This window comes from Nocardia sp. NPDC058640, assembly GCF_042716995.1.
In the GTDB taxonomy this organism is placed as follows: Bacteria; Actinomycetota; Actinomycetes; order Mycobacteriales; family Mycobacteriaceae; genus Nocardia.
In genome coordinates, this window is the sequence record NZ_JBHXRG010000006.1 from 1 (window position 1) to 26013 (window position 26013).

17 protein-coding genes and 1 rRNA gene are annotated in these 26013 nt (G+C 64.4%); 8 read left to right on the forward strand and 10 right to left on the reverse strand.

The annotated features are described in order from the left end of the window. Positions 1 to 164 precede the first annotated feature (164 nt). A 5S ribosomal RNA gene (gene rrf / locus ACFWU5_RS10585) occupies positions 165 to 281 on the forward strand. A gap of 75 nt (positions 282 to 356) precedes the next feature. Here the strand turns inward: rrf and ACFWU5_RS10590 are convergent. Beyond that, positions 357 to 1655 carry a dicarboxylate/amino acid:cation symporter gene (locus tag ACFWU5_RS10590; RefSeq protein ID WP_379266925.1) on the reverse strand — a complete coding sequence of 433 codons (1299 nt, stop codon included), beginning with the start codon at positions 1653 to 1655 and terminating at the stop codon, positions 357 to 359. 132 nt (positions 1656 to 1787) lie between these two features. After that, positions 1788 to 3377, reverse strand: coding sequence for a protein kinase (locus tag ACFWU5_RS10595; RefSeq protein WP_379266926.1), 1590 nt, complete (start codon positions 3375 to 3377; stop codon positions 1788 to 1790). A gap of 156 nt (positions 3378 to 3533) precedes the next feature. Here ACFWU5_RS10595 and ACFWU5_RS10600 point away from each other — a divergent pair, with 156 nt between their 5' ends. Next, entirely contained in the window at positions 3534 to 4487 is a 954-nt protein-coding gene (locus tag ACFWU5_RS10600; RefSeq protein WP_379266927.1) for a thioredoxin family protein, read from the forward strand. 7 nt (positions 4488 to 4494) lie between these two features. Here the strand turns inward: ACFWU5_RS10600 and ACFWU5_RS10605 are convergent, their stop codons facing one another. Both ACFWU5_RS10605 and ACFWU5_RS10610 read right to left on the reverse strand, forming a co-directional pair. After that, the gene (locus tag ACFWU5_RS10605; protein ID WP_379266928.1) at positions 4495 to 4758 is read right to left on the reverse strand and encodes a MoaD/ThiS family protein; all 264 of its coding nucleotides are present in this window, start codon (positions 4756 to 4758) and stop codon (positions 4495 to 4497) included. Positions 4759 to 4771: 13 nt separating this feature from the next. Next, the gene (locus ACFWU5_RS10610; RefSeq protein WP_379266929.1) at positions 4772 to 5869 is read right to left on the reverse strand and encodes a WD40/YVTN/BNR-like repeat-containing protein; all 1098 of its coding nucleotides are present in this window, start codon (positions 5867 to 5869) and stop codon (positions 4772 to 4774) included. A gap of 776 nt (positions 5870 to 6645) precedes the next feature. Here ACFWU5_RS10610 and ACFWU5_RS10615 point away from each other — a divergent pair. Further along, a complete protein-coding gene (locus tag ACFWU5_RS10615) occupies positions 6646 to 6840 on the forward strand; it encodes a hypothetical protein (RefSeq protein ID WP_379266930.1) in 195 nt (64 codons plus the stop codon). A gap of 94 nt (positions 6841 to 6934) precedes the next feature. Here the strand turns inward: ACFWU5_RS10615 and ACFWU5_RS10620 are convergent, their stop codons facing one another. From ACFWU5_RS10620 to ACFWU5_RS10630, 3 genes are all read right to left on the reverse strand, one after another. Continuing rightward, a complete protein-coding gene (locus ACFWU5_RS10620) occupies positions 6935 to 7612 on the reverse strand; it encodes a hypothetical protein (protein ID WP_379266931.1) in 678 nt (225 codons plus the stop codon). After that, positions 7609 to 7869, reverse strand: a complete 261-nt coding sequence (locus ACFWU5_RS10625) for a M91 family zinc metallopeptidase (RefSeq protein WP_379266932.1) — start codon at positions 7867 to 7869, stop codon at positions 7609 to 7611. The genes ACFWU5_RS10620 and ACFWU5_RS10625 overlap by 4 nt, the downstream gene beginning before the upstream one ends. Before the next feature lie 597 nt (positions 7870 to 8466). Next, positions 8467 to 8985 carry a DUF732 domain-containing protein gene (locus tag ACFWU5_RS10630; protein WP_379266933.1) on the reverse strand — a complete coding sequence of 173 codons (519 nt, stop codon included), beginning with the start codon at positions 8983 to 8985 and terminating at the stop codon, positions 8467 to 8469. On the opposite strand from ACFWU5_RS10630, the gene ACFWU5_RS10635 reads away from it, so the two are divergent. Both ACFWU5_RS10635 and ACFWU5_RS10640 read left to right on the forward strand, forming a co-directional pair. After that, positions 8963 to 9541, forward strand: a complete 579-nt coding sequence (locus tag ACFWU5_RS10635) for a hypothetical protein (protein ID WP_379266934.1) — start codon at positions 8963 to 8965, stop codon at positions 9539 to 9541. The genes ACFWU5_RS10630 and ACFWU5_RS10635 overlap by 23 nt on opposite strands. A 179-nt stretch (positions 9542 to 9720) precedes the next feature. After that, entirely contained in the window at positions 9721 to 10026 is a 306-nt protein-coding gene (locus ACFWU5_RS10640) for a hypothetical protein (RefSeq protein WP_379266935.1), read from the forward strand. A 5-nt stretch (positions 10027 to 10031) separates the two neighbouring features. On the opposite strand, the gene ACFWU5_RS10645 is transcribed toward ACFWU5_RS10640, so the two are convergent. Together ACFWU5_RS10645 and ACFWU5_RS10650 are read right to left on the reverse strand one after the other, a co-directional pair. Beyond that, positions 10032 to 10799, reverse strand: a complete 768-nt coding sequence (locus ACFWU5_RS10645) for an exonuclease domain-containing protein (protein WP_379266936.1) — start codon at positions 10797 to 10799, stop codon at positions 10032 to 10034. Between the two features lie 47 nt (positions 10800 to 10846). Then, positions 10847 to 11386 carry a hypothetical protein gene (locus ACFWU5_RS10650; protein WP_379266937.1) on the reverse strand — a complete coding sequence of 180 codons (540 nt, stop codon included), beginning with the start codon at positions 11384 to 11386 and terminating at the stop codon, positions 10847 to 10849. A 346-nt stretch (positions 11387 to 11732) separates the two neighbouring features. Here ACFWU5_RS10650 and ACFWU5_RS10655 point away from each other — a divergent pair, with 346 nt between their 5' ends. Beyond that, positions 11733 to 16739 carry an AAA domain-containing protein gene (locus tag ACFWU5_RS10655; RefSeq protein WP_379266938.1) on the forward strand — a complete coding sequence of 1669 codons (5007 nt, stop codon included), beginning with the start codon at positions 11733 to 11735 and terminating at the stop codon, positions 16737 to 16739. Here ACFWU5_RS10655 and ACFWU5_RS10660 read toward each other — a convergent pair. Continuing rightward, positions 16736 to 17365 carry a hypothetical protein gene (locus tag ACFWU5_RS10660; RefSeq protein ID WP_379266939.1) on the reverse strand — a complete coding sequence of 210 codons (630 nt, stop codon included), beginning with the start codon at positions 17363 to 17365 and terminating at the stop codon, positions 16736 to 16738. The two genes, ACFWU5_RS10655 and ACFWU5_RS10660, sit on opposite strands and share 4 nt — an antisense overlap. 173 nt (positions 17366 to 17538) lie before the next feature. Between ACFWU5_RS10660 and ACFWU5_RS10665 the strand changes: the two genes are divergently transcribed. Together ACFWU5_RS10665 and ACFWU5_RS10670 are read left to right on the forward strand one after the other, a co-directional pair. Beyond that, positions 17539 to 20946 (forward strand): hypothetical protein, encoded by a 3408-nt coding sequence (locus ACFWU5_RS10665; protein WP_379266940.1) that lies wholly within the window; start codon positions 17539 to 17541, stop codon positions 20944 to 20946. Next, on the forward strand, positions 20943 to 25877 hold the full coding sequence (locus tag ACFWU5_RS10670) for a DEAD/DEAH box helicase (protein ID WP_379266941.1): 4935 nt from the start codon (positions 20943 to 20945) through the stop codon (positions 25875 to 25877). The genes ACFWU5_RS10665 and ACFWU5_RS10670 overlap by 4 nt, the downstream gene beginning before the upstream one ends. The last annotated feature ends 136 nt before the right edge of the window (positions 25878 to 26013 follow it).

The following is a 26013-nucleotide window of genomic DNA, read 5'->3' on the forward strand; positions in this document are numbered from 1 at the left end:
ACTGGTGTAGGTGACTGGTACTAATAGGCCGAGGGCTTACAACGAAGATGTTACGCGTCCACTGTGCGGTTTCTGAAACAACAGACACTGCAGCACACTCCACTACGTGGATCCTGTTAACAGGGTTCGTCGTGGTGGGGGAGCGCTGTCTAGTTTCATAGAGTTACGGTAGTTATAGCGGTGGGGAAACGCCCGGTCCCATTCCGAACCCGGAAGCTAAGGCCACCTGCGCCGATGGTACTGCACTCGACAGGGTGTGGGAGAGTAGGACACTGCCGGAACATCATTGCGAAAGGCCCCCAGCATTGCTGGGGGCCTTTTTGCGTTCCCTGTATATCGTCAGGGGCAGATGGGGATCAATCCGCTTGATCGGCTCGGGCCATCACGTCGCTGTATTCATCGAGGTCGATCTCCTGGGCGGTTACTGTCTTCGTCCCGTTGTACACGTCACGGTCGATCTCGTTGTCCGCGTTGGCAACCAGCATCGCGACGAAGGTATCGCCGTTCACGTTGAGAAAAGTGCGGAAGATGCCGGCGAACCAGTCGACAGCGATCAGCAAGCCGACCGCTTCGAAGGGCAGATCGAGGGAGGTGGCCAGGAACATGGCCACGACAGGGAAGCCGCCGGGCACGGTGATGGTGCCCATGTTGAGCAGGATCGCCAGACCCATGCCAAGCGCGATCTGGCCGATGGACAGGTCGATGCCGCCCGCTTGTGCCAGGAACACCACCACGATCATGTAGTTGAGCACCGCGCCGTAGGAGCCCATCGTCAACCCGATCGAGAGGGTGAAATTGGCGATCTTCTGGCTGACGCCGACCTTCTCGACCGTATTTTTCAGCACCGTGGGGAACGTGACGGCCGAGCTGGTCGTGGTGATCGCGATCGTGGTCTGCTCGGCGAGCTTCTCGGGTAGCTTCCGCGGGTCCAGACCCGTGCGGAAGGTGACCACTGCGACGAACATGGCGAACAGGATCAGCACGCCCAGAAGCGTTGTGCCCAAGTACTTCAAGGTGGTGGTGACCACGGCGAAACCCACGTCACCTGCCAGTGCGGCCAGCAGACAGAACACGCCGATCGGCGCGAGTGTCATGACCAGCCGGATCATGGTGAGCACGATCTGCTGAATCTGGTCGATGAAGGTGAGCACCGAGGTGTCGCCGGTCTTGTTGATCTGTTTGCGCAGCGCGATGCCGAACAGCAGCGAGAAGATGATGATCGGCACCATCGTCGCCGTCGACATCGCGTTGAACACGTTGGTGGACACGAAGTTCAGCAGCGTGTCCTGCCACCCCAAAGCCTTGTCCGCGGACGCCTTCAGCGAAGAATCCAACTCCCCGCCGAACACCATCCCCGCTCCCGGCCGGATGACCATGCTCAACCCCCAGGCCAGCACCGCCGCGACGAACGAGAACCCGAGCATCCACTTGAAGGTGCGGAACGCGACCTTGCCGGTGCCCGCACCCGCCATCGAACCGGTCGCCACGATCACCGAGGCCATCACCAGCGGCACGATCGACATCTGGATCAGCCGAATGAAGATGTCGCCGAGAAACTTCAGGTTGCCGGCCCATTCGCCCACTATCAGGCCGAATGCCAGCCCGCCGATCGCGCCGATGCCGATCTGCAGGGCGGGGTTGGATAGACGTCTCATCGGGTCCTCCTGGCGTGCACCGCAGACGTCGGGGAACACACCGACGTCCTTGTGCCACACAGTGTGTGGCACCAGCGCTACCGAAAGGTGGCAGTCGGATTTCCCTTGTGTATCTGTCGCGAACTACGCCGATCAGCGGGGCATTTTGTCGACAACCGTGCCGTCGGCGTCGGCGGCGAGGTAGCCGCCGCCGTACTCGTCGCTGACGTAGACCAGCAGGGTGGGGCGGTCGTTGTTGAACGTCCAGGCCGGGTCGACGATCAGGTAGCGGGAGGTGGGTTGGGGGACGCCGAGGTCGCGTTCGGCGACGCGGAACAGTTCGGGGACGGCGTCCCAGTTGAAGATGCCCAGTGCCACGGTGGGTTCGGAGAGGTCGCCGCCGGGGCCGGTGCGGGTGGCTGCGCCGTCGCGGTAGGAGAACTCGTCGTACACGCTCGGGCGGGTCGGCACGGGGGCGCCGGTGGAGATGAAGGTCGGGTAGATGGTGGTTCTGGTGAACAGGGTTCCGCCGGCGGCTGATTCGAGTGCGGTCAGCGCGGTTCGCAGGTTTTTGGGATCGTGCAGATTCGCGACCTGGCCTGCCGAAGGTTTCGGGGTGAGTGGGGCCGCGGACGTCTGCACTGTGGTTTCGGCGGGCGGGGTATCGGTGGCGGACACCGAACTATCCGGGCGCAGCAGCAGCACCACCGTCAGCGCGATGACGATGGCGGTCGCGCCCGCCGCGGCGAGGATGCCCCAGCGTCGTACCGGCGGTGCAGGCTTGCGGTGCTCAACCACACCCGTTGAACCGGCCGATTCCGGCCACGGTGTGGGGAACTGCTGTTGGCCCGATCCCGGCCACGACGTGGTGAATGTCTGTGGTGGCAGCGGATGTTGGGGGTTCGATAGCGGTGGGCCGATTGTGGTCCGTCCGGCGGCCTCGGCCAGCATCACGTCCAACTGTGCGGGATCGGGCCGCCGACTCGGATCCGCGACGAGCAACGCACCCAACACCCCCGACAGCGGACCAGCCCGCTGGGGAGTGGGCACCTGACCGCTGATCACGGCAGCCAGCGTCGCGACCGCGGAATCCCGCCGCATCGGCTGATGCCCCTCCACCGCGAAATACAGCACCAGCCCCAGCGACCACAGATCCGACGCCGGATTCCCTTCGATCCCCTGCAGCCGTTCCGGCGCGACATAGTCCAGCGACCCGACCACGCTGCCCGTGGAAGTGAGCGCGGTCATCCCGGTGATGGCGGCGATGCCGAAGTCGGTCAGCACCGGCGAACCATCCTCGCGCACAATCACATTGGCGGGCTTCACGTCGCGATGCAGCACACCGACCGCGTGCGCGGCCCGCAGCGCCCCCAGAATTCCCCGCCCCAGCGCGGCGACCTGCCCCGGCGGCAACGAACCACCGGCCAGCACGTCCGACAGCGCTCGGCCGCGCACCAACTCCATCACGATCCACGGATGGTCGTACTGGTCGGAATCGACGATATGGTGCACCGCAACCACATTCGGATGTCCGATCCGCGCCAACGCCCGCGCCTCACGCAACACCCGCTCACGATGGATGCCCGGATCAGTTCTCGACTCATCGAGGTTGCGGACCTCCTTGAGCGCCACCTCGCGATGCAAGGCCACGTCATAGGCCCGCCACACCGTGCCCATTCCGCCTTTACCCAGCGGTTCGATCAATTCGAAACGCTGGTCGATCACTGTCCGACCCGAACTCACCGGCTGAGTCTATGGCCCGGCGGTAGCCGCGCTGTCGGCCGCATACCAGCCGCAAGGACCTGCTTTGAAAGATGTTGCGTCCGTGTGAATCACGTTGGTGATCGTGCCGAAGCTGATAGTTTTGTTCGACCGTTCGCGAGCACCTGGAGGGGTCCCATGGAGCGCGGTCACGAGTTCACTATCAATCTGCCCGGAGATGGCACTTACGTCGTCAAGTTGCTGGAAGGCGTCGAGATCGACGAGGTCGGCGGCGTGACCTCCGGTCTCTGGTCGGCGTTCGATCTGCATGCGCGAGGTGACAGCGAGGACGAGGTATACCAGGAACTGCTCGGCGAACTGCAGCAGCGGTTCGCCGGTGGCCCTGGCAGTCCCGAGTTCGAGCACGTCCGCGCCTACATCCACGAACACGGCTCCCGCCTGTCGGACGAGGAAGTAGCCGCTCTCGACCTGGCGAAGGTACGCGGAAACATGGTGCGGTGGCGCATCACCGATGACGAGCAATACATGGTCCGCCTCTGGCAGAACAGCGAACTACACCGTGAAGGCGATACCGTCACGGTGCGCGCGTTCGAGCTCGAAGGCAGCGGCGAACATCTGGGCCAGGCGGTGCAGGCACTGACCGCCGCGGTCTCGGACGCGACCGGCGAACACGACGCACCAGGTCCTCGCTTCGACGAGTTCACCAGTTGGGTACGTGCCAACGGCGAGCGGGTTTCCGCAGAAGAACTTGCCGAAGAAGCCGAGCAGCAGGCGGAGTACATCGCCGCCCGCGACAAACTTCCCGCCATCACCCCCGACGACATCGACGCGCAGAGTTCGACGGGAGTCCCGCTGCTCGTCGACTTCTGGGCCGCGTGGTGCGGGCCGTGCCGCCAGGTCACACCGGTCCTCGCGGACTTGGCACAGCAGTGGGCGGGACGGATCGCGATCCGAAAGATCGACGTCGATCAGTTCGACGGCATCTGGGAGCGGTTCGACTTCCGAGGCATCCCGGCGATGCTGATGTTCAAGGACGGCAAGGAGATTCACCGCGTGATCGGATTCGGCGGCAAACAGAGTTTGGTCGCCGAGCTCGAGCCGCATTTGGCATCGATCGATGGGGACGATTGAGGCTCGATCACCCGCCGGCGACCGACGGAATGATCATCACCTCGGTGCCTGCGTTGACCGCGGTGTCCTGGCCGTCGAGCAGGCGACACTCGTCGCCGTCGATATAGAAGTTCACGTACCGGCGTAAGGCTCCGCGTTCGTCGCGGAGTCGGCGCTCCAATCCGGGCGATCGTTCGCGCAGCGTATCGAGGACCTGCTGCAGGGTCGCCCCGTCGATGTCGAGTTCTTTGGCGCCGTCGACGTAGGTGCGCAGCATCGAGGGCAAACACACGCGAGCCACCGCGTTATCCGATGACCGCGGCGCGCACGCACAGCACGTCGGGCAGCTTGTCGGCCACCAGCTGCCACTGGTCGCCTTCGTCTGCGCTGCAATACACTTCGCCGTTGCGGGTGCCGAAGTAGATGCCGGTCGGGTCGGCGTCGTCGGTGCACATGGCGTCGCGCATGACCGCCGCCCAGAACGGGACCTTCGGGAGTCCGTCGGTGAGCTGCGCCCAAGTCTCGCCGCCGTCCTCGCTGCGATAGACCGCGCAGGTGGCGTCGGGCGGGAAGCGGAAGCGGTCCATGTCCGCCACCAGCGGGAACGTGTAGATCACGCCGGGTTTCCGCGGATGCGCGACGATCGGAAAGCCGAAGTTGGAGGGCGGTAACCCAGCGTCGATGGACTGCCAGCTCACGCCCGCGTCGGTACTGCGGAACACACCGCCATGGTTCTGCAGGTACATGGTGCTGGGTGTCTCGGCGTCCAGCGCGACCTTGTGCACGCACTGCCCCCATTCCGGCAGCTCACCGGGCATGAAATCCGCGGTGACCCCCTTGTTCGTCGGCGTCCACGACTGCCCACCGTCGGCGGTCTGATACACCCCACCCGTCGACATCGCCACCGCCATCCGTTGCGTATCGACCGGATGCGGCAACACCGTATGCAAAGCCAACCCACCACCACCAGGCGCCCACTGCGTCCGATGCGGATGCTCCCACAACCCCCTGACCAGCTCGAACGTCCGCCCCTGATCACCCGACCGGAACAACGCCGACGGCTCGACCCCCGCGTACACCACATCCGGCTCGGCCTCGGTAGCAGGCGTAATCTGCCAAACCCCTTGCAGCGCAGCCCCGGTGTCCTCGGGAAACGCCAGCGGCGCGTCATCGGGCTCGCTCCACGTCTCCCCGAGATCATCACTGACCACCAACGTCGGCCCGAAATGACTGTTCAACACCCCCGCGAGCACCCGAGGCGTCCCCCGCCGAGTATCAATGGCCAACGCCTTCACATCCGCCACCGGAAACTGCGGCGCCGACACCGTCCAACTCGCCCGCCCATCCCGACTGCGAGCCAGAAACAAGCCCTTACGTGTCCCGATTCCGAGCAGCACATCCATCGCGAACCTCCGATTGGTCACCGCAACGCCGACATGCAGGAGACTACGCCGGGGCACCGACAACACGTGCCGGTTATCTGGTGCCGAGTCTGTGGTCCCCAGCCCCTGCGAAGATCAGCGTCGAAAATCGCTATTTCCAACGAGGAAGTCGATGAGCAGCAGGCCCATTCATCCACGGCCACTGACCGATCTCGAGTCAGTTGTCCTCACTGAACTACTGTCCGTCGGCGGCGCGGGTGCCGACGAGTTCCGCGCGCAGATCCCCGATTCGGAAGTCGTCGCGACGTGGGGTGCCGGTTCGCCCAGCGTCGATCTGGCCGTGCGAGGGGGAGTGCAGGCGGTCACGTCCACCGATGGGATCTTCGCTAACGCAACGGTCACCGACAACAACGGATCACCGATCGGCGAGCTCATCCTGTGGGTCGAGAACGGTTGGCTCAGTGCCATCGAGTATGGCTGGTATACCGACGAGCGCCCGCGCTGCTACCGGAAGAGCTTGTCAGACAGCATGACTGGCAGGCGATGGGCGAGCAGGAGCTCGCGCGGTTCCTCTGGGAGACCGGGGTCTCGACCGTGGCGGTGAAAAATCGTTTGGCCACGTTGAAGATTCGATACTCCGCAGAGCTGGCCGTCGCTTTGAAGCGGTCAACGCCTGTGGCGGTTCGAGCTGACGCTGGTGATGGGCTGGGCATTTTCGAGCACCGACGGGCGATCATCCTCAGGCAGCAGGAACCCTCAACGCGTGCAATGCCGCCGATTCTCGCTGAGGCGCTACAATGTCGGGTCGAAGGCGGTGCCGTCTCGCCGAGCACCTCGCCTGGGTGCTGGACGTGTCGGTCGACGAGATCGACTTCCCCGAACCGGACGACAGTGCTGCGCTGGCCCAGGCATACGAGCAAGCCTTCGAGCATCGGCCGTCTCATTCGGATCTGCGAGACTGGCTTGCGGCGAATGGCAAGTCTGCGCGGTGAATGCAACCGAGCTCTGCTGGTCCGCGATCACCGACCGCCGAGAGGCGACCCAACGTCAGGAATCGCCGATTCGAACGTCGTCGGTCCAACAGCGTCACAGCGGCTGCAAGTCGCTGCAGAGGTGGGTTTGGGCATCGGTGTCGAAATCGCGGTAGCCGTACCGTTGTTCCCCGTCTTCCTCGAACGGCTTCGGGTCCGCGGGCACCGGGGGTACCAGGCCGACGCAGAAGACGATGCGATCCGGGCGAGCGGGCATGGGGGCGAGCTCGCCGTTGTTGAGTGGCCCTTCGGGATGAATTGTGGTCAGGGGTAGCGCGACTGGGAACTGCTCAGTGAGAGTTGCGCCAGGTTCAACTCGGAGGAATGTCGCGACTGGGACTGGTCTCACTCGAAGGACTGGGCAATCGACCACGCGGAAGAATCGCTTGCTGATCTCCACAACGCCGTCGCTTCGCGGGATGACGTAGTGCTTCAGTGCTCCGTATTCACCGTCGGGATCGGGGATGCGGGCGGCGACATAGAGGGGTTCGGATCGCCGGTTGGTCAGGGTGTATCTGACGGTGATCCGTTTGTCGGAGGTGGTGAATTCGGTGTCGAGGTCAACGTCTGGATGGTCGGCGACGGCCGGTCTCGCCTCACATCGGAAAGGGCCGATCGGCGGGGTGCTTGTACCCCCTGGTAGACCCTGTTCCTGGGAGTCTGGTGCACCGCACGCGGATACGAGGCCGACCAGCGCCGAGGCGGCCAGCGCCATTCGAGCGCAGGTCTTCATCGCGGTCCTTCCGGCGGGGCATAGTGCTCGCGAGGGGAGAGGCCGAGCTCTTCTCGAAATTCGTTCTCCGTGATTTTCGTGGGGTGCTCGCTGTCAGGCACAAGCTGTTCCGGAGTCTGCGGATTGTGATCGTGATCGATGGGATGGCCTACCGCTACACGCTCCCCCTCTTGGATGTCGCGTTGTGAATATGCCCGCGCCATCGCCTCGAGCCGGTCGCCGTTCCAGTTCTTCACGTCGTTCCATGCCAACGCCATGACGTCACCACTCCCGGTTGGTCCGCGTACCAGCCTACCGGTTCCTGTAATCGTCGTAGTTCTCCAAAATGACTGGTATCAAACCGATTTCGTAGTGATTCGGCCACTGGAAATCGGTTCGACCAGGATTGATCGTAGAGGGATTGATGGGCGTTCATGACTCGGTGTCGGTTGCGATTACTGCCCAGCGGGAAGCCGCGACCCATCTGCGTGACGAGGTGGCGGCGTCGGGTGCGGATCTCACTTCGTGCTCCACACAGATCGCGAGCCAGCACAGTGGGTGGGGCCCAGCAGCCGAAACCGCAAGCACGGTGTTGCAGCAGGCATGGGATCGCGCAGACAGTGCGCTGCTGGGAAGCCTGAGTACGATCGCGGAGGGTTTGGATACTGCCGCTAGGGCTTATGTGGCGATGGATGCGGAGTCGGCGGGCCTTATCTCCCGACTCCAGCCCTGAACCATCGCATCGGGACAAGGCCCCCGTTCGCTCACCTGAACATTGTCGGCGGACCGCGACGGGTTGTCGGTGATCCAGCCGATCGGTTCACGCTCGACATCGCGGGTCGTGACTGCTGATTTCTTGGCGGACGAGTAGCGGTCTACGGCGCCGCATCGGCGAGGTTCGGTGCCGCGAATTCGGCGGCTGGCGGGCACAAGTACTTGATGCTCGCTCCGGCGACAACCTCCATGGAATGGAAGTCGTCCGGCCGGGTGTTCGGCAGCGTCGCGCTGCCGAGGTCGCCGCGTCCGCTGTAGATCTGGTCGCAGATGATGTGTCCCTTGCCGACGAGGTCGGGGTCGGAGATGCCGCGCCTGTCGATGCCGGACAGCTCGATGGAGTGCAGGAATCCTGGAACGTCCTCGGTCAGCGAATCGATCTGACCTTGGACCCACGGGTCTGGCCGGGGCTCGGCGTTGGCCGGTGCGGTTCCGAAGAGAGCCGCGCCGACAGCCAGCGCGGCGACCAGAGGCGACACTCGATGACGAATGGACAGCATGAGCTGACGGTACGGCTGATCGACTGTCGCTTCGGCATATCTTAGGTTCCCGAACGGACGCGATTTGGGGCGATGCTGGCGGGTAGGGATCGTTTCAGTGTCGATCGCGGGCGAAAACATGGTGTTGGATCAGCTTGCGCTGCTGCACGTGGAGATGGCGGTTGACAGCTCGATTGATTCCACGCCCTACGGTAGAACGTTCGGAGTGACGAGCCCGCCGATGACCTTCCTCATTCCGCGCCTATTTGTGGCTGTCGCGGCAACGCTCCTGACGGCGGTTGGATGCGCCATTCCGGCCCCGGAGCCAGCTGATGCAACCACCGAAATCCGGCATGACCTGAGCCCGCTGACGAAGCGATTCCCGCTGCTGGACACGCCCGTCTCAGCAAGTTGGATCACTTGGAACAACGAGGGAGGGCGCACGCCCGGACCGACAACCCATTGGATTCAGGCCGTGGTCGAATTGCGTCCCGAGGCGGCGGACGGCCTGCGCTCGAGATTCACGCTCTCCGCCGTGCAGCCGAGCCAGTTCGAGGCGACGCTCCAGCCCAGCGTTCCACCTGGTGGCTACGTCTCCAACCCCGAGTTCGATGCTGCGTTCAGCACGAATGGGTGGAAGGTCGGTGCGTTCTTGCAGGTCGAGGGCACCGCGATTCTGATCGATGCCGTCGATTGACCGTGCTCGTCAGTGCAGGTGATGGCGTTGACGAGTGCTTCGACGTCGGCGCTGAGTCGACGCCCGATTCCTCGCGGATCATGGAACTACCGTAGGACGCTGACAGGCGAACGACGAGTAGATTTTCGCGAGCGGAGTTCGGCAGGTCTCGTCAGCGATTTAATAAGGATTGGATTCTGATGCTCACAATCAACTTCGACGACAAAACTGAATGGTGGGTATCTGGGGCCGTATTCGATCGACTGTTCGAGGCGGCCGTGTCGAGTGGGGCAATGCCGGAGCGGCTGAGGTTATGGCAGCATGTGGCAAACGCGAACGGTGGGTTCTTTCCGACCGGTGAACCCGCAACTGATATCAATGACTTCCGCAGCGCGCTACAGGTTACGGCGCAGGCGGAGTTGCCCGGGCTAGCAAGTGAAGGCGCCGACTGGACTTACAAAATTTCATTGGAGAAGCTCATTACTGCGATCGAAAGAAGCGAATGAGCTATTCAGCGTAGGCGGTGGAGTGGGGCCGACGAGGCGCACTGCTCCTGCGCGACGCGGCGGGTCATCGACATCAAGGTGCCCGTGAATACGACGACTCGGTCGAATAGATGGCCGTCTGGATCCGCATCGGGATTCGCGGCCGACCGAACGCGCCGCGGTCGGCTGGCGGAGCGTCCGGAAACCGTTACGCTGCCCCGGTATTCGCCGCGCTGCATGGTGCCGACGCGCACACCGACTCGATCGGCGAGGTCATGGAGACTCACAGCACCGTTGCCGGCCGCGAGTCCACGGACGACCTCGGTGACGGCTCTCGCGTCGGCCAGTGCGTGATGGTGGTCGCTCAGCGTCGATCCCAAGGATTCGAGGACGAACGGCAACCGGTAGGACGGCAGCGACAACACCCGGCGCGCGAGCACGAGCGTGCAGAGGAATCGGAGCTGGGGCCATTCGATGTCATCGACCGCACAGGCGTATCGGATGACGCCGGTGTCGAATCCGGCATTGTGCGCGACGACGACATCGTCGCCGATGAAGTCCACGATCGAAGGCATGATTTCTTTCCACCGGGGCGCGTTGGCCACCTGCCCGGCGGTGATGCCGTGGAGTGCGGAGTTGAACGCGTCGAAGTGGTCCACGCGTTCGGGTGGACGGATGAGCCAGTGCTGCTCGGCCGCGATGCGGCCACCTCTGACTCGAACCAGCCCGACGGAGCACGGCGATCCGCGATATGAGTTGGCAGTCTCGAAATCGAGTGCGGTGTAGTCGAACATGGGTCCCCCCTTGGGTTTTGGGTGAAGTGGTGGGCCGGGGCTCGCGGTCAGAGGGCGGTGATCGACTGGATGGTGGCGACCGGCGTGGTGTTGGTGTCGCTACTCACGAGGCCGGTGATCACGTTGGCTTTCGTGCCGGTGATGGTGATCGAGTGGATCCGCTCCCAGCTGGTGCCTTCATCGAGCGCGACGGTTACGCGGTATCGCTTCGTCGGGGCGAAGTCGACCGGTGCGGTAGTGACCACCCGCAGTTCGTAATCGAAGTTGCAGCCGGCCGAGCCGTAGCACTTCTTGCCTGTGACCGTCAGTTCCGGAGCGATGTTGTGATGGGCGGGGATGTCGTAGACCGGCGCAGGCGGGGTTGTGGTCGTGGGGCGAATCGTGACTGCGGCCGCCGCCGCTGCCTTGGTGGTTGTCGTCGAAGTGCCGCCGGAGTCGAGCACGGCACCGATCGCGCCGATGAGAATGCCGACCATGCACAAACCGCCGATGGCCGCGGCGATGATGACCAGCGGTTTCGGGCCACCGCCGGGCTTGGCGGGAGGCCTCGGGGGCTGGAAAGGCTGCGGGTACTGGGGATAGGTCACGGTGCCTTCTCGGGTCGATGGTCGGGTGCGGAGTTCCGCGATCTGCTGCGTGCTGGTGGCTGGTCGCCTCGGCGGGCAGCGGTGTACACAGTGTGTACGAGAATGAAAACAATGTCAACCGACCAACATTATGTTGACGTATAAGTTGGCAATGGGCCATGATGTCGTTGTACTCAACTGAATGGCATAAACGCCGCCCCTGTCGGCTGTGCTCGACCGGCATCCGAACGGTCGACGTGTTTCTGCCGCTGGCTTACGGTCAGCAAACGATCCAGTTCCACCAGTTGTGCAGACAACGTGCCGCCGTTAGCGTTGATAGATTGCCTTGCCAGGTGAGGAGATTGTGGTGCGCGTCGTTTCGGATGCCGAGAACACGGATGCCGATCTGGTAGATCGCGCGGCGCGACTGTTCAGATTCCTTGCCAGAGTGCAGGCATTGGGAGTGCATCAGGTGCAGCACACCGATGATCTCGGACTGGTGCAGTGGCTCGGGGACCTGCCGAACGGCACCGACATACGGCTCGATTCGATCAGCGCCGACTCTGCGTTCCTGTGCCTGCACAAGGTAGTTCGCACGCCCTCGGTCGAGCCGCCGGCTGTCGTTCGTGACTGGCTGACATCGCCGCGGTGGCATGACCCCGGTGTCGAACCTGCGTTGCGCCCTGGCCTTCCGGGTGACGGTTCGGAGATCAGCGCCAGTTTCGCGCAGTGGCTGCCGCAGTGGCGCGCGTGGTCGGCGGCTGCAGCGCGTGAGGAATCCGCGCAACGCGTGTACCAGAACCTGTATCAGATGTACTCCGACGTGCACGCCGCGGCCGAATCGAAGGAGGCGGTGCTCGGTCTCGGGTGTCTGGCTTGGCGAAGGCCATCTTTCGGTACCGCACGGCGCCATGTGCTCACAGTGCCGATCAAGATCGATTTCGATACCGACTCCGGTGTCCTGGCGGTCTGCCTGGATGTCGACGCGGGCCGGATCGCAGTGGAGCTGGCCGACTTTCTGGACCCGGCGGAGATTGTCGACCCCTCGTTGTTGAGCACGATCGAGCGCGAGTTGGCCAGCGGCACAGCCTCATTGGACCGCGTCGCGGTCGCGGTGTCTATGCGCAAGCTGCTACACAGCCTCGGACCGCTGGCGGGGTATCGAGACGAGGATGTCGCCGGTACCGCGACCGCTGAGCCAGTGGGCTATTTCGCGCCGGCGCTGATTCTGCGTTCACGTGGGAAGCGGAGCATGACAAGGGTTTTGGACTCGATCGCCGACCGCATTCGCGGATCGAGAACAGTGCCGTCCGGCCTGCTGAATCTGGTCGACCCAGCCTATGAACCCAAGCCCGAACCTGTCCATGACGATGGCGCCATCGTTCGCGACGGCACCGATTGCTTTCTGCCGCTGCCACTGAACGGCGTCCAACTCGACATCCTGGCCCATGTCGATGAGTACGCGCACACGATCGTGCAGGGGCCGCCGGGAACGGGCAAGACGCACACGGCGGCGGCGCTGATCACCCACCTGCTGGCGCAGGGAAAGCGAGTGCTGGTGACGGCGCACACCGACCGGGCGCTGGAAGAGGTGCGCGGGAAACTCCGACCGGAGATGCGTGGGCTCTGTGTCTCGGTCGCGGGTGCGTCGCGTGACGATTTCGACGATCTCAAACGATCCATGGAGCGGATCGCTCGCGAGTCCGACAATCACAACCCCGTGAAAGCGACGCAGACGATCGCGGCCGTCCACACCCGCGTCGACGCGTTGATCAGTGCCAGGGCGTCGGTCCAGGACCAGTTGCTCGCGCTGCGAGAGCGGGAAGTGCAGCGTCACGAATTCGACTGCTATTGCGGCACTTTGACGGAGTTGACCACCGCCTATCGCGCGGATGCCGACCGCTTCGGCTGGATCGAAGGCATCGATCCTGCCGAGCTGTCGGAGGTCACTGCCGACGAGGTCGAGGCCTGGCGCGAGCTTCTCACCGATCCGGCGCTCGCTGATCCCGACGTCGGTGTTCCCGACTCGATCACCACGCGAGAGGTGCCGCCCGTCGCTCAATTCGCGCAGTGGGCACAGCATCTGGCCGCAGCCGACGCGGCGGTACGCGGGCTGGTCGGTGAGGGGAGCCAGCCTTGGATCGGTGCGATCGAGACCATGCCCGCGAATCTGCGCGCCGACACCCAAGCGCTCGTGCGGCGGGTGGAACTGGAACTGGGTGAGCTATCGGGCAGCCGGGATCGCTGGATTCGTGACGCGGCCGCCGACATCAGTGGTGGGCGCGCCGGCACTTGGCACGACCGGGCGCAGCTGCTGGGTGAATTGCTGCCACGAGCCGACACGTTGCTTGCTCAGCTCGGCATCGTGCAAGTGCGCGTCACCGGTGAACACAGTGTGATGGCCACACTCGCGGAATCCCTGCTGGCCCTTATCCAGGCGACCGGCCCGATTCCAGTGCGCGCGGATGGATCGCCGAAGGTCGGAATCGGGACGAATCGCATTGTCAAACAAGCCTTGCCGCTGTTCGAATCAGTTCGGGTCGACGGTCGGATTCCCACCACTGCCGAACAACTGACGACATTTCTGCGGACCGAAGAACTGTCTCGGCTGCTGATGCACCTCGACGAAGTCTGGACGGGATCGGCGGCCGGACGCTCGGCGGGCGGTTCCGCCATTCGGTTGGCCTGGCACCGCGAGCATTTCCACCAGTTGCGTCGGGTGTTGAGCTGCGGCGCCGATCTCGTTCGCGTCGGCCGTCAGCTGCGAATGGCCGGGATAGCCGAACCGGATTGGGCACATCCCGGTGCCCGGCGTGCTCTTGCGGCATCGTTCGACGCGGCGGACGCGATCGATCAGTGGTCTGTCGCCAAGCGACCACTCGATGCTTTGGCAGCCAAGCTCGCCCGATTGCGGTTTCCGCGGCACACATCGCGCGAGGTCGATGAACTGTATGCCGCGGTCGAACATGTCGACGTCGATGCCTACCGCCGGGCACACAGGCGACTTGCTGAACTGAATGCGCTGCGGACCAAGTTCTTTTGTCGCCAGCAGTTGGACAGCACGATGACCCGGACGCCGATGTTGCGTGCCGCGGTGCTCGCGTCAGCGGATGATCCGAGGTGGTCGACACGCATGGCCGAGCTATCGGCTGCGCGGGCGTGGGCGCAGCTCGGTGTGTGGCTTGCCGAGCGCGGCGACGCCGATGTCAACGAGCTCTTCGGCCGACTCGATGACATCGAGCAGGCTTTGCGCGACGCGTCGGCGGAACTGGCCGTGACAAAGTCCTGGAATCACGCGGTGGGTCCTGATCGGCTCACCCCTGCCACGCGGACCGACCTTCGGCAGTACGCGCAGTTGGTGCGACGGCTCGGCAAGGGGACCGGTGTGCACGGCGATCGGCGTCGCGCCGATATTCGGGCAACGATGGCGCGATGTCGGTCGGCGGTGCCGGTGTGGATCATGCCGATGTACCGAGTCGTCGAACAACTCGATATCGAGCAGGACATGTTCGATGTGGTGGTCGTCGACGAGGCGTCACAGGCCGGCGCGGAGGCGGTGTTTCTGCAATACCTCGCGCCTCGCATCGTGGTGATCGGCGATGAGCGTCAGGTGTCGCCGTCGGGGGTCGGCATCAAAGTGGACGCGGTCACCGGGCTTGCGGAGCAGTACATCGCCGACGATCGGTATCGCGCCAGCTGGGTCGACCCCAAACGCAGCTTGTTCGACGAAGCGGCGATGCGGTTTCCCTCACGGTTGCGGTTGGTCGAGCACCGGCGTTGTGTCCCCGAGATCATCGGCTTCTCGAACCGGATCGCGTACCAGAAGGACGCCGTCCCGTTGGTGCCCGTACGCCTGTATGGCACTGATCGGTTGGTGCCGATTCGCGCGGAGTATATGCCCAACGCGATCAGTACACCGAGCAATACCAATGATGCCGAGGCCGAGCGGATCGTTGCGCGCATCGTCGAGTGCCTGGCGGATCCGCGGTACGCCGGAAAGACTTTCGGCGTGATCTCGCTGCTGGGCGCAGCGCAGGGCGAGCTCATCTGGACCAAGCTCATGCTCGCGGTCGCGCCGGAAGAGATTGCGCGACGGCGACTTCGGTGCGGTGACGCGGCCGATTTCCAGGGTGCTGAACGCGATGTCATCTTCTTGTCGATGGTGAAGGCGCCTGGCCCGGACACCAGGCTGGTGGCTCGCGTTGATGAGGCGTCGATCCAGCGGTACAACGTGGCGGTATCGCGGGCCGCCGATCAGCTGTGGCTGTTCCATTCGATCTCCCTCGACCAGCTGCACAACCCCGCGGATCTGCGTTACCAGCTGCTGGACTACTGCTTGTCGAGTGTGATGGCGCAACCGGAATCGGTGATCACCGCACCGGCGGCGGCGCCGGAGGACCACCTCGTTGCGCCGTTCAATTCGCTGTTCCAGCAACAGGTTTTCAATCGGATCGTCGCCAGGGGCTTCCGGGTCTCCCCGCAGTACAGCGTCGGTAGCCGCACGCTCGACCTGGTGGTGATCGGTGGCCATATCCGGGTCGCGGTCGAGTGCGAGGGCGATCAGTGGGAGGGTGCGGACGCGTATCGCGCCACGTTGACTTGGCAGCGCGACCTGCAACGGTGCGGGTGGCCCTTCTTCCGGCTTCCGCAGTCACGCTTCGTCGTGGACCCCGAACGCAGTCTGGAGCCGTTGTGGGCGTTGTTTCGGCAGGTCGGACTCACTCCGGCACGCGATGAAGAACCTGTCATCGCGCAGGAAGTGGTCGCGCCCGCGGAAGCGGCGCCTGTCGCCGACAGCGACGCGGTATCGGCCCGTGTACTGGCGGACTTCGATTGGTCCAAACCTGACCAGGAGCGTATCGCTGACGAGGAGATCGGTGAGTATCAAGCATTTTCGGGGTTGGTTGCCGTGCCGTCGGCGGGGATGGACACGGCCGTTGTCGACGACCTGATCCGCATCGTGACCACCGAAGGCCCGGTCACCGCCGCACGAATTCACAGCGTGTTCGCGAGGACGGCGGGTGGCACCGACGTCGGCCCTACTGTCGACGCGGCGTTGGCGACCGCGGTGGAGCAAGGACAGTTGCTGGCGGAGGACTACCTGAATATGTCTCGGCCCGAATGGATTTCGTATCGAAAGCCCGAGCAGTCGACTGTGTGCCTTCGCACGATCGGCGTGCGCAGGATCGAAGAAGTTCCCGCCCGAGAACTCGCGGGAATGCTTCGGCACTGCGCTGACACGGTCGGGTGGGGTGATCGGCGCGAACTGATGCGCAGCGCGCTCGGCGCGTTCGGGCAGGCCCAACTGACCGACCGTGCGATTGCCATGCTGGCATTGGCGTTGCCCGCGGCACACGGCGCAACGGAACGTTAAAGCAGGCCATTGGGCGTGGTGCCACGCAGGTAGGCGGCGATCTGGACGAGCCGATGCGGCGGTACCGCGAGTCCGACCAATGCGCCCATCAGAGCGGGCAATTCGCTGATCGGGTCCGCGGCGGACCGCGCCCATGTCGCGATGTTCTCGGCGCCGCGTTCTCGGGTGTAGGTGTCATCGCCGGTGTGCGCGGCCACTACGAGGAAGTCCTCTGACTCGCCGCCGATCGCGGCGAACGACAGCAAGCCACTGGCTGCCGCCTCGCACAGGTGAGCTCGGATCTGGTCGGGCTCGGTCATGCCGATCAGATCACCGAGTTCCTCCCCGGTGGCTACCGCGCCCAAAGCCGTCAACTGTGCGGTCAGCTCCTGGACGGATACCTCGTCCATTTCGGGTGCGGCCGAGGGAGGTTCAGGCTGCGACGCTGGGGGTGCTGATACCAGCGACCAACGAGGTGGTTTCGTCGTGGTGTCGACGACGAACAGATCGGTGCGTGAGTACAGCACCTTGTTGACCGCTTTGCGATCCACGCCATCCACCGACAGGTGTGCGGCGATCTGCGGTGCCGACCGTGAAGGGTGCGACGTCAGAATCTGCACGATCTGACCGGTCAAGCTCTGCGACAACGGAACCCACCTTCCTACCTGCCGACCGCCACCGCCGGACGGCCGTGCTCGAGAAACACGTCTGTCCGGTAAGCATGCCCGCACAGCGCCGTGGTGCGATGATGGGCGGGCATTTTGGTGGTTTGCGGTCGACCGGATCGGGTAGGCAGCGCGGGTGAGGGGGTAGTCGGGCAGTGTCGGAATCGGACGTGTGGACGATGGCGGGGGACGCGGAGTTCGCGCGCGCGCGACAGCTCGAGGGGATATCGCTGTTCGCGGAGTTGAATCTCGATGTCGATGAGATCGGACGAACGCGCGATCTGTACGGCAAGGTGGTGCGCGACTTCGCGGACAAACGCGGCTTCGCCGCACTGGTTCAGCGGTTCCCCGCGCTGACCCTGACCACGTTGATCGGGCATGCGGGGCTGAACTACGAGCAGGGCAAGTACTGGGAAAGTTTCTGGGCGGAGCTGGGTGTCGACCCGCAGCAAGACCGGGAAAACCTGCTGCGCGACAAACTCGGCACCCTGTTGCGCAAGTTCAAGATGCGGGAGTTCCCCGAGCTGCGCGGGCAATACGTTCAGGTGATGGCCGTGCACGTCGGTATTCCGATGCACTCCCTCGGCGATCTGGTCGACGTGATCGAGGCTCATCTCGCCGCGGGCCGGGAACCGACCGGCGCGGGGGTGTTCGCGTGGCTGACTCAACCCGGCCTCGAATACCGGATGAACCATCTCGATGTCCCTGTGCGGAATTTCTTGCGCTTCGGTGGTGAGGTCGCGGTCGACATCGTCGACCGGATCATCGAATTCGCCGACTACACGCGCGAACACCCCGACGTCGAGAACGACTTCGCGATCGATACCGAGACCACCGGGCTGCCGACGCTGATCCTGGACGCGCTGATCGACCGGTGGACCGACCAGCCTTTCGGTGCGCTCACCCCCGGCGCGCCTCGCCGTACCCGTACTCGCGGCCCCGCCCTGGCCTACTCTCGCGACGACGATCAGGTTGTGGTGGAGGTGCCCTATCCGGCGACTTCGCCGGAAACGCCGTGGCTCGTCTCCTTCGACGGCGACGTCGCTGAGGTATACGCCGAGCGGGGATGGGCAGTAGGGGAGGGCGAGGCTCATCCGCTGACCCCGGTTCCGGTTCCCCGACGGGTCCGTGAAGTCGTCCTGCGGCATGAGGCGTCCGAGTCGCACCATCGAATCCCCGTGGTGGACAAGGATAATCCGGTCTTGCTGTTCGACCTGAACGGTCGGCTGCTGTCTCGGCACTCGGCGTTGCCTCGGGCCGAGGTGATCGGGATCCACCCGGTCGGCGCGGACCTGGTTGATGCCCATACCGGTGAGGTAGTGCAGTACTCGGTCACCGTCACCCCCGTGGGTTGGCGCGACTGGGAAGCGCGGCTGTACGACCTCGCCGATGTCGACGGGATTGCGCTGCACCGCGAGAACGTGCTCGGTCCAGTGCAACAAGTCCGGCGCACCGGTGCCGCTCGGCTGCACGCTCAGGATCCGATTGCGGGGCTGTACTCCCGGTCGGGCCTGCCGGTGTACGCCGATCGACCGGTGGTCGAGCTTCCCGCGGGTGGCGCCGAACCGGTCAGCTGGCAAGTTCGCGTGCGTCGCGCGGGCACGGTGGACTGGCTGGTCAGCAGCAACTGTGAGTCAGGACAGGCGCCGACGCCGCTTGACCCGTTCGATGGACTGGAACCGGGATTGCTCGGCTTCTACGACATCGCCGTCAGCGGGCCACCCGGACAGGATCTGCGCTACAGCATGTTCATGGCGGAGGGCCTGAGTATCGACTACGGCAGTGAGTTCCGGCTGCCGACACCGAGCGGTTTGACCGAGGCACGCGCTGAGATCACCGCCGGGGCCCCGCTGCGGGCGGACAAGTCGACAATCGCGTTCTCGGAGCGAGAGCGCGAGGTAGAGCTGCGGGTCGATTCCGGCACGGCGAGCGAGCGTTTCGTTCTTCGGCCGCCGTATGTGGATGTTCGTGCCGACCTGCTCGGCGCGGCCGCGCAATGGCGAACTGCCGCACCGGTGCTCACGCTGGACGATCTCGCCGAGCGTTTCGTTCTCGCCGCACGGGTGCCAGGGTCGGTGGAAGTAGGCATGGTCTTGGTCGACGCGAACGGGGCACACCACCAGTACGCGATTCCCACAGTCAACCGGGACAACGTCTTCCAGCTGGCAAGCCGCGAATTCGTAGATACCGCACGGAAGTTGCGGACTGCGAGCGTGGTGATCCGCATCGACACGCCGGATGGCCGGATGTCGGAAGCCACTGTGGCGCGGATCCAGCCGCGGCGGCTGGCCAGCGCGGTTCGCCTGCAGGACGGGGCACTGGCCTTCGATGATGTCGTCGATGCCGAGCTCGCGGCGTTCGTCTGGCCTGATACCGCCCCGTGGATGACCCCGATCAGGACGTCTATCGACAACGGCCGCGCCGAGCTGCCATCGGAGTTCCGCGATGCCGGTCCGCTCACCGTCCAGGTGTTCGTCGACGATCCATGGGCGGTGATCACCGCACCGCCGCGACCCGACGACACGTCGTTCACCGTGCGCCAACCGGGTTGGATGCGTGACTGCGACCCCGACAAAGCCGCGCTGGCCCAGTTCTTCGCTGGGCAGGGCGATGTGCCGGCGGCGACTTCGGCGCTGGCGCAGGTGTGGGCGGTGTTCGCCGCCAGCGACCACACGCCGGTGAGTTCGGCGATCCGCGGCGGGTTGTTGCAGATGTTGCGGGCGGATCCGCGATCGTCGGTGGAGGCGCTGGACCGCAGTGCGGTGGGCAAGCACGTGATCCCCGCGTTGCTGATCCGGTCGGCCGTGATCCAGACGAACTTGGCTTCGCCGTTCCGGTCGACAAGTCCGGCTAATCCGTTGCTGTCCTGCCTCATCGATATCGCTGACCTGCCGCTACTGGCGAGGTATAGCACCGATCGAACCGGTGGTGAGGCGATCGCGGCAGAGCTCGCGGTGCGTGGCGGTTCCGGCCTGACGAACTTGCTCCGCGGCCGGGTCGAGGAGGCCTACACCGACATCTTCGATCAGACCTCGGTGAGCCTGCACTACATGCCGACCGGACAGTTCGCCGAGCTCAAACAGGCTTGCGAGATTGTTCCCGGCGCGCTTCTCGACGGCCACACCCGACGCAGTGGGGTGTTCGATGCTTTCGAACAGAGATTGGCTTGGCAGCAGGACCCGGCCCGCGCCGAACTGACTGTTGCCTCGGCGCAGCTGATGACCCAGCTGCGCCGCGCGGCGACGGGTACTGCCCGCAAGGAGGCCGCTGTCGCTGCTTACGATGCGGTCAAGTTCCGCAACGAAGCACTCTCCGGAGCTGACACGACGGTGCACCCGTGGCTGCTGATGTCGATGCAGTCGCTGCTGTTCGCGGTGACGGCTCGGCTTGCCGCGAACTCGGTGCTGCCGGGATCGTCGATCACCGCGCCGATGCGCAACGCATGGGCACGTCTTGCCGAACTGTGTCCAGGTTTGGTGTCCACCGATGTCCTCATTGCGGACGCGCTCGTTTCCCACGCCCTGCACGGCACCATCATCGACACGATCGGAGAGACCCGGTGATCGACAGGCTGGATCCCTTGGCCGCGAGTTCCGATATCGAGGCCGGATACAAGCGCTACCTGAAAACCTTGCTCGCGCCGCGAAACCCGGCCTTGGCCACCGCGTTCGATCGTGCAGTGGACGAGACGTCGTTGCTCACCAAGGGGCCGATCCTCGAGCTGACCCCGCCCTACGCGCCCGGCGCGAACCTGCGTGAGTTGATCGAGCAGGGCGTGCTCGACCCGGCGTTCACGGAGTTCGGTGCGGCCATCGACTTGGACCGGCCGCTGTATCGACATCAGGAGACCGCGGTTCGCAAGGTGGTCGCCGGTCGAAACCTGGTGGTGAGCACCGGCACCGGCTCGGGTAAGACGGAAAGCTTCCTGCTGCCCATTCTCAACGAGCTGATCGCGGAGAAGGCCGCGGGCACGTTGGGTCCCGGTGTTCGTGCGCTGCTGCTCTACCCGATGAACGCGCTGGCCAACGACCAGCTCAAGCGGTTGCGTGAATTGCTCGCCGCCACACCGGATATCACCTTCGGCCGCTATACCGGCGAGACCAAACAGCGCCGCACCGATGCTGAGGCCGGCTACCACGCCATGTTCCCCGGCGCGACGCGGTTGCCGAACGAGCTGCTCAGTCGTGAGGAGATGCGGGAATCCCCGCCGCACATCCTGCTCACCAACTACGCCATGCTCGAGTATCTGCTGCTGCGGCCGAAGGACCTCGAGCTCTTCGACGGGAAATACGCGGGCACCTGGCGCTTCATCGCCCTCGACGAAGCGCATGTCTATGACGGTGCACAGGGATGTGAGGTGGCGCTGTTGTTGCGGCGTCTGCGTGATCGGGTTGCCACTGAGCGCCCGTTGCGGTGCATCGCGACCTCGGCGTCGCTGTCGGGAAGTACCGAGGAGAAACAGGGCGAGGAGGCAACCGCCTTCGCGCAGAAGCTGTTCGACGTGCCGTTCGAGTTCGTGGCGGACGACCCGATGCGACAAGACCTGGTGACCGCCACCAGAATGCAGCGGCGATCCGAGACAACGTGGCAGATCGACGACGAGAAACTGCTGCTGGCAGCCGAACCCGGCGCTGATCTTTCGTGGATCGGCGCGAACGTGGCCTCCGGTGATGTGGCGGAGGCATTGCACGCGGAAAAGCGGATCGCCGAGTTGAAGGCCAAGGCGCATTCGCAGCCGGCGAGCGTGCGCAAGCTGGCCGGGCAGATGTGGCCCGACGACGATCGGGCCGGTGAGAAGCTCGAGGCGCTGGTCGAGGTCGGTTCGAAAGTCGCTGATGCCAGCGGAAATCCGGTGCTGTCGGCGCGGTACCACCTGTTCGTCCGCGCGACCGAGGGTGCCTATGTGAGCTTCACCGAGGACCAGCCGAAGGTGTTGCTCGGTCGACATGAGGAGGACCCGGACACCGGACGGGCGGTGTTCGAGTTCGGAACCTGCCAGCGGTGCGGTGCCGTGCACCTGGCGGGGGAACTCACCGCGGGCAACGGAACCGAGGTCTTCCGGCCGGCGAAGGGCGATGCCAGGGTGCGTTGGTTGGTGCTGACCGACAACGACAGCGACCTGATCGACGAGGACGACGCCACCCTGGACGAGGACGCCGGATCCACGACCAGCACCGGGACTCGCGTGCTGTGCACCGGTTGTGGGGCGCTGGGAAAGAGCGGCGTGAGTTGTCCGTCCGAGTGTCCCGGTGGTCCGGTCTTGCGGGTGCGCGAGCATCCCATGCCGCAGCGGGTGATGAGCAAGTGCACCGAGTGCGGTGCCCGGTCGCGACAGGTGATTCGTCGCCTGCGCACCGACACCAATGCCGCGCCCGCTGTCATCACCACCGCGCTGTATCAGCACCTGCCCGCCGCTACCGGTGCTGGAGCCGACCTTGTCGGCGCGGGCCGCAAACTGCTGATGTTCTCCGACTCACGCCAGGCGGCGGCATTCGCAGCGCCCTACTTGGCCGAAACCTACGGTCGGATCCTCGAACGCCGGTACCTGACCGCGGCACTGAGCTCCTTCGCGGTGGGGGAGGAACTCGGTGTCGAGGATCTTGCCGCCGCGGTGATGCAGGTGGCGTCGGACGCGGACCATTTCGCCAAGCGAGACACGCGATCGAAGCGAGTCCGCCAGGTCAATCCGTGGGTGATGGCCGAGCTGATGGCCATGGATCAGCGGCAGTCTCTCGAAGGGCTCGGCCTGATGTCGGTGTCGCTGTACCGCGACACCGACATCGAGCTGCCACCGGCGTTCGGCCGGCTCGGCATGTCCGAGGACGAGGTATGGGCGTTGCTGAACGAGCTGGTGAAAACGATCCGGTTGCAGGGCGCGATGAGTTTGTTGCCCGATGTCGATATCAGGCTGCCGATCTTCGAGCCGCGAGCCAACCAGATCTGGATTCGGTCCAGCAATTCCGATCGTGGTCGGCGCATCATCAGCTGGCTGCCCGGCGGCAAACCGGGCACATCGAACAATCGGATCCTGCTGCTGCGCAAGGTACTTACCGCGATCGGCGCGAAGGCCGAGATAACACCGGAGAAGGTGCTCGATGGCTGCTGGAAGTTCTTGTCGGACAAAGACTATTTGTTCGAGCACAACGATCGAGTCGCCGGGGTGCTGTTCCAGCTCGACCAGGAACAGCTGCGCATTCGGCCCGGTGCCGAATGCGAGTGGTTCCAGTGTGACGCCTGTCGTCGACTGACCAGCAACAACATTCGCGACCTGTGCCCGCAGGGTAGTTGCGACGGCACATTGCGTGCCTTCGAAGTACCCGGCGTAGATGACGACGTCAACCATTACCGGACCGCGTATCGCACGCTGGAAATGGTCCCGCTGTCGGCGAAAGAACATACCGCGCAATGGGAGGCGACCGCTGCCGCGGAGATCCAGCGCGGATTCGTCGAGGGTGCGGTCAACGTCCTGTCCTGCTCAACGACCTTCGAGCTGGGTGTCGATGTCGGTGACCTGCAAGCGGTGATGCTGCGTAATATGCCGCCGAAGACGGCCAACTACGTGCAGCGTGCCGGTCGTGCGGGACGCAGGGCCGCGTCGGCCGCGCTGGTTGTCACCTATGCCAAGCGCAGTTCGCATGACCTGTCGAAGTTTCAGCAGCCGTTGTCGATGATCGCCGGGCGGATGCGTATTCCGTGGATTCCGATCGATAACGATCGGATCGGTCGCCGGCACGCCTACTCGGTGGCGTTGTCGGCCTACTTCCGGCACTGTGTCGATACCGGTGTAGGCGAGTGGAGTCACGCGGGTGAGTTCTTCACCCCGGAGAAAGGCGCATCGGTTTCGCCCGCGGCGCGCATCCGGGATTTCCTCACCCCGGTGCCGGAACACGTGCGGCAGTCGTTGCGCGCGGTCCTGCCCGATCGCGTCTACACCGAGATCGGCGTCGACACCGATGCCTGGGTGGATCGGCTGTGCGATCAGCTCGCGACCGCCGAAAACGATATCCGCACCGATATCTCTACCTACGAGGAGCTGATCGAGCAGGCCTCCAACGAAGGCAAGTACGACCTGTGCGCGCGGATGCAGAAGACCCTGCATACGATCAGTGGCCGCTGGTTGCTCGGGTACCTCGCGAACAAGAATGTGCTGCCGAAGTACGGCTTCCCGGTCGACACCGTCGAACTGCGGACTACCCACTGTGAGGATCCGGTTGGTGCCAAGCTCGAGCTATCACGCGACCTCGGGAAGGCCATCTACGACTACGCACCAGGTAATCAAGTGGTGGCCGGCGGCAAGCTGTGGACTTCGCGCGGACTGCACAAGGTGCCCAAGCGCGAGCTCGAGAAGCTGCAGTACCGAGTGTGCAAGGAATGCGGGAACTTCGAATGCGCGCACGCTCTAGACGAGGCGCAGGTGTGCCCGAACTGTCAGACCGAGTTCGGCAAGGTCAAGACCTGTGTTCTCCCCGAGTTCGGGTTCGTGGCCGAGCGGGCGTGCAAAGACGTCGGCGCTGACCTCCCGCAGCGCTCCTGGTCGGGTGCCAGTTACGTCGAAAATACCGGCGAGGGAGCGGATCCGGTGCCATGGACTTCTCCCAGTGGGCGAGAAGTGTGGGCCCGAGCGGGGACTCGCGCACGGCTGGCAGTAATCGGTGAGGGCTCCGGCAGCGGTTTCCTGGTCTGTACGTGGTGTGGTTGGGCGGAGGCGATGGGCAAGGGAAGCGCAAAGGCAAAGACGCACTCCCGACCCGCCACCGGCAGCGCGTGCGGTGGACAGCTCGAGTTGGTGTCACTGGCACACCGCTACGAAACCGACGTCGCCGAGTTCACCTTCTCCGACTTCAGTTATGGCGAGTCCGAATCGAAGTGGCTGTCGGTGCTGTACGCGCTGTTGGAGGGCGCGTCCGAAGCGCTCGAGATCAGTCGCGACGATATCGACGGCACGCTGTCGTGGAGCAAGGACGGCCGCCGCAGCATCGTGCTGTTCGACACGGTGCCCGCTGGTGCGGGCGCGGCCAAACACATCGCCCAGGAATTGGCGAAGGTGCTGGAGTACGCGGCTGCGCGAGTGGCGGTGTGTGACTGTGGTGCGGAGACCTCGTGCTACGGGTGTCTGCGGTCGTATCGCAATGAGCGGTTCCACGAGCAACTGTCCCGATCGCGGGCGCTCGAGTTCTTTGCCGAACTCACCTTGGTCGACACCGATGCCACACCGGCGCCCGACAGCTGGGAAGACGAGTTCGTCGACGGCTCGCGGATTGTCCAGGAGCTGCTGGCGGAACTGGAACGACACGGTGTACCGCGCCCGGAAGTCGGCGTCGAGGAGGGCAAGCACTACTGGCCCGTCGAATTGTCGTGGCCCAGTGCGAAAGTCGTTGTAGTGAAAGGGTGGGACGACGACAGGGACACCGGGCTGGCCGCAGGCGGGTATCGCATTGTCGCGGTGGAGGAATCCGACGCCGCAGCCAGGGTGAAATCCTTGCTTATGGCCTGAAAGGGGAAGTGGGGGGACGCATAGCGGGGGTTGGCCCACAAAGCCGACGATTTGAAAACGGGGGGGGGCTGGCCCCAACACGCGGATAACACCGGAGATAGGGCCCCACAGGCCCCGCCGGAGAGCCAACACCGCA

Coding starts and splice junctions, on each gene's coding strand:
- ACFWU5_RS10590 (WP_379266925.1), bottom strand. CDS start 1,655: ATGAGACGTCTATCCAACCCCGCCCTGCAGATCGGCATCGGCGCGATC.
- ACFWU5_RS10620 (WP_379266931.1), bottom strand. CDS start 7,612: ATGAAGACCTGCGCTCGAATGGCGCTGGCCGCCTCGGCGCTGGTCGGC.
- ACFWU5_RS10645 (WP_379266936.1), bottom strand. CDS start 10,799: ATGTTCGACTACACCGCACTCGATTTCGAGACTGCCAACTCATATCGC.
- ACFWU5_RS10610 (WP_379266929.1), bottom strand. CDS start 5,869: ATGGATGTGCTGCTCGGAATCGGGACACGTAAGGGCTTGTTTCTGGCT.
- ACFWU5_RS10640 (WP_379266935.1), top strand. CDS start 9,721: ATGCTCACAATCAACTTCGACGACAAAACTGAATGGTGGGTATCTGGG.
- ACFWU5_RS10625 (WP_379266932.1), bottom strand. CDS start 7,869: ATGGCGTTGGCATGGAACGACGTGAAGAACTGGAACGGCGACCGGCTC.
- ACFWU5_RS10600 (WP_379266927.1), top strand. CDS start 3,534: ATGGAGCGCGGTCACGAGTTCACTATCAATCTGCCCGGAGATGGCACT.
- ACFWU5_RS10615 (WP_379266930.1), top strand. CDS start 6,646: ATGTCGGGTCGAAGGCGGTGCCGTCTCGCCGAGCACCTCGCCTGGGTG.
- ACFWU5_RS10630 (WP_379266933.1), bottom strand. CDS start 8,985: ATGTTTTCGCCCGCGATCGACACTGAAACGATCCCTACCCGCCAGCAT.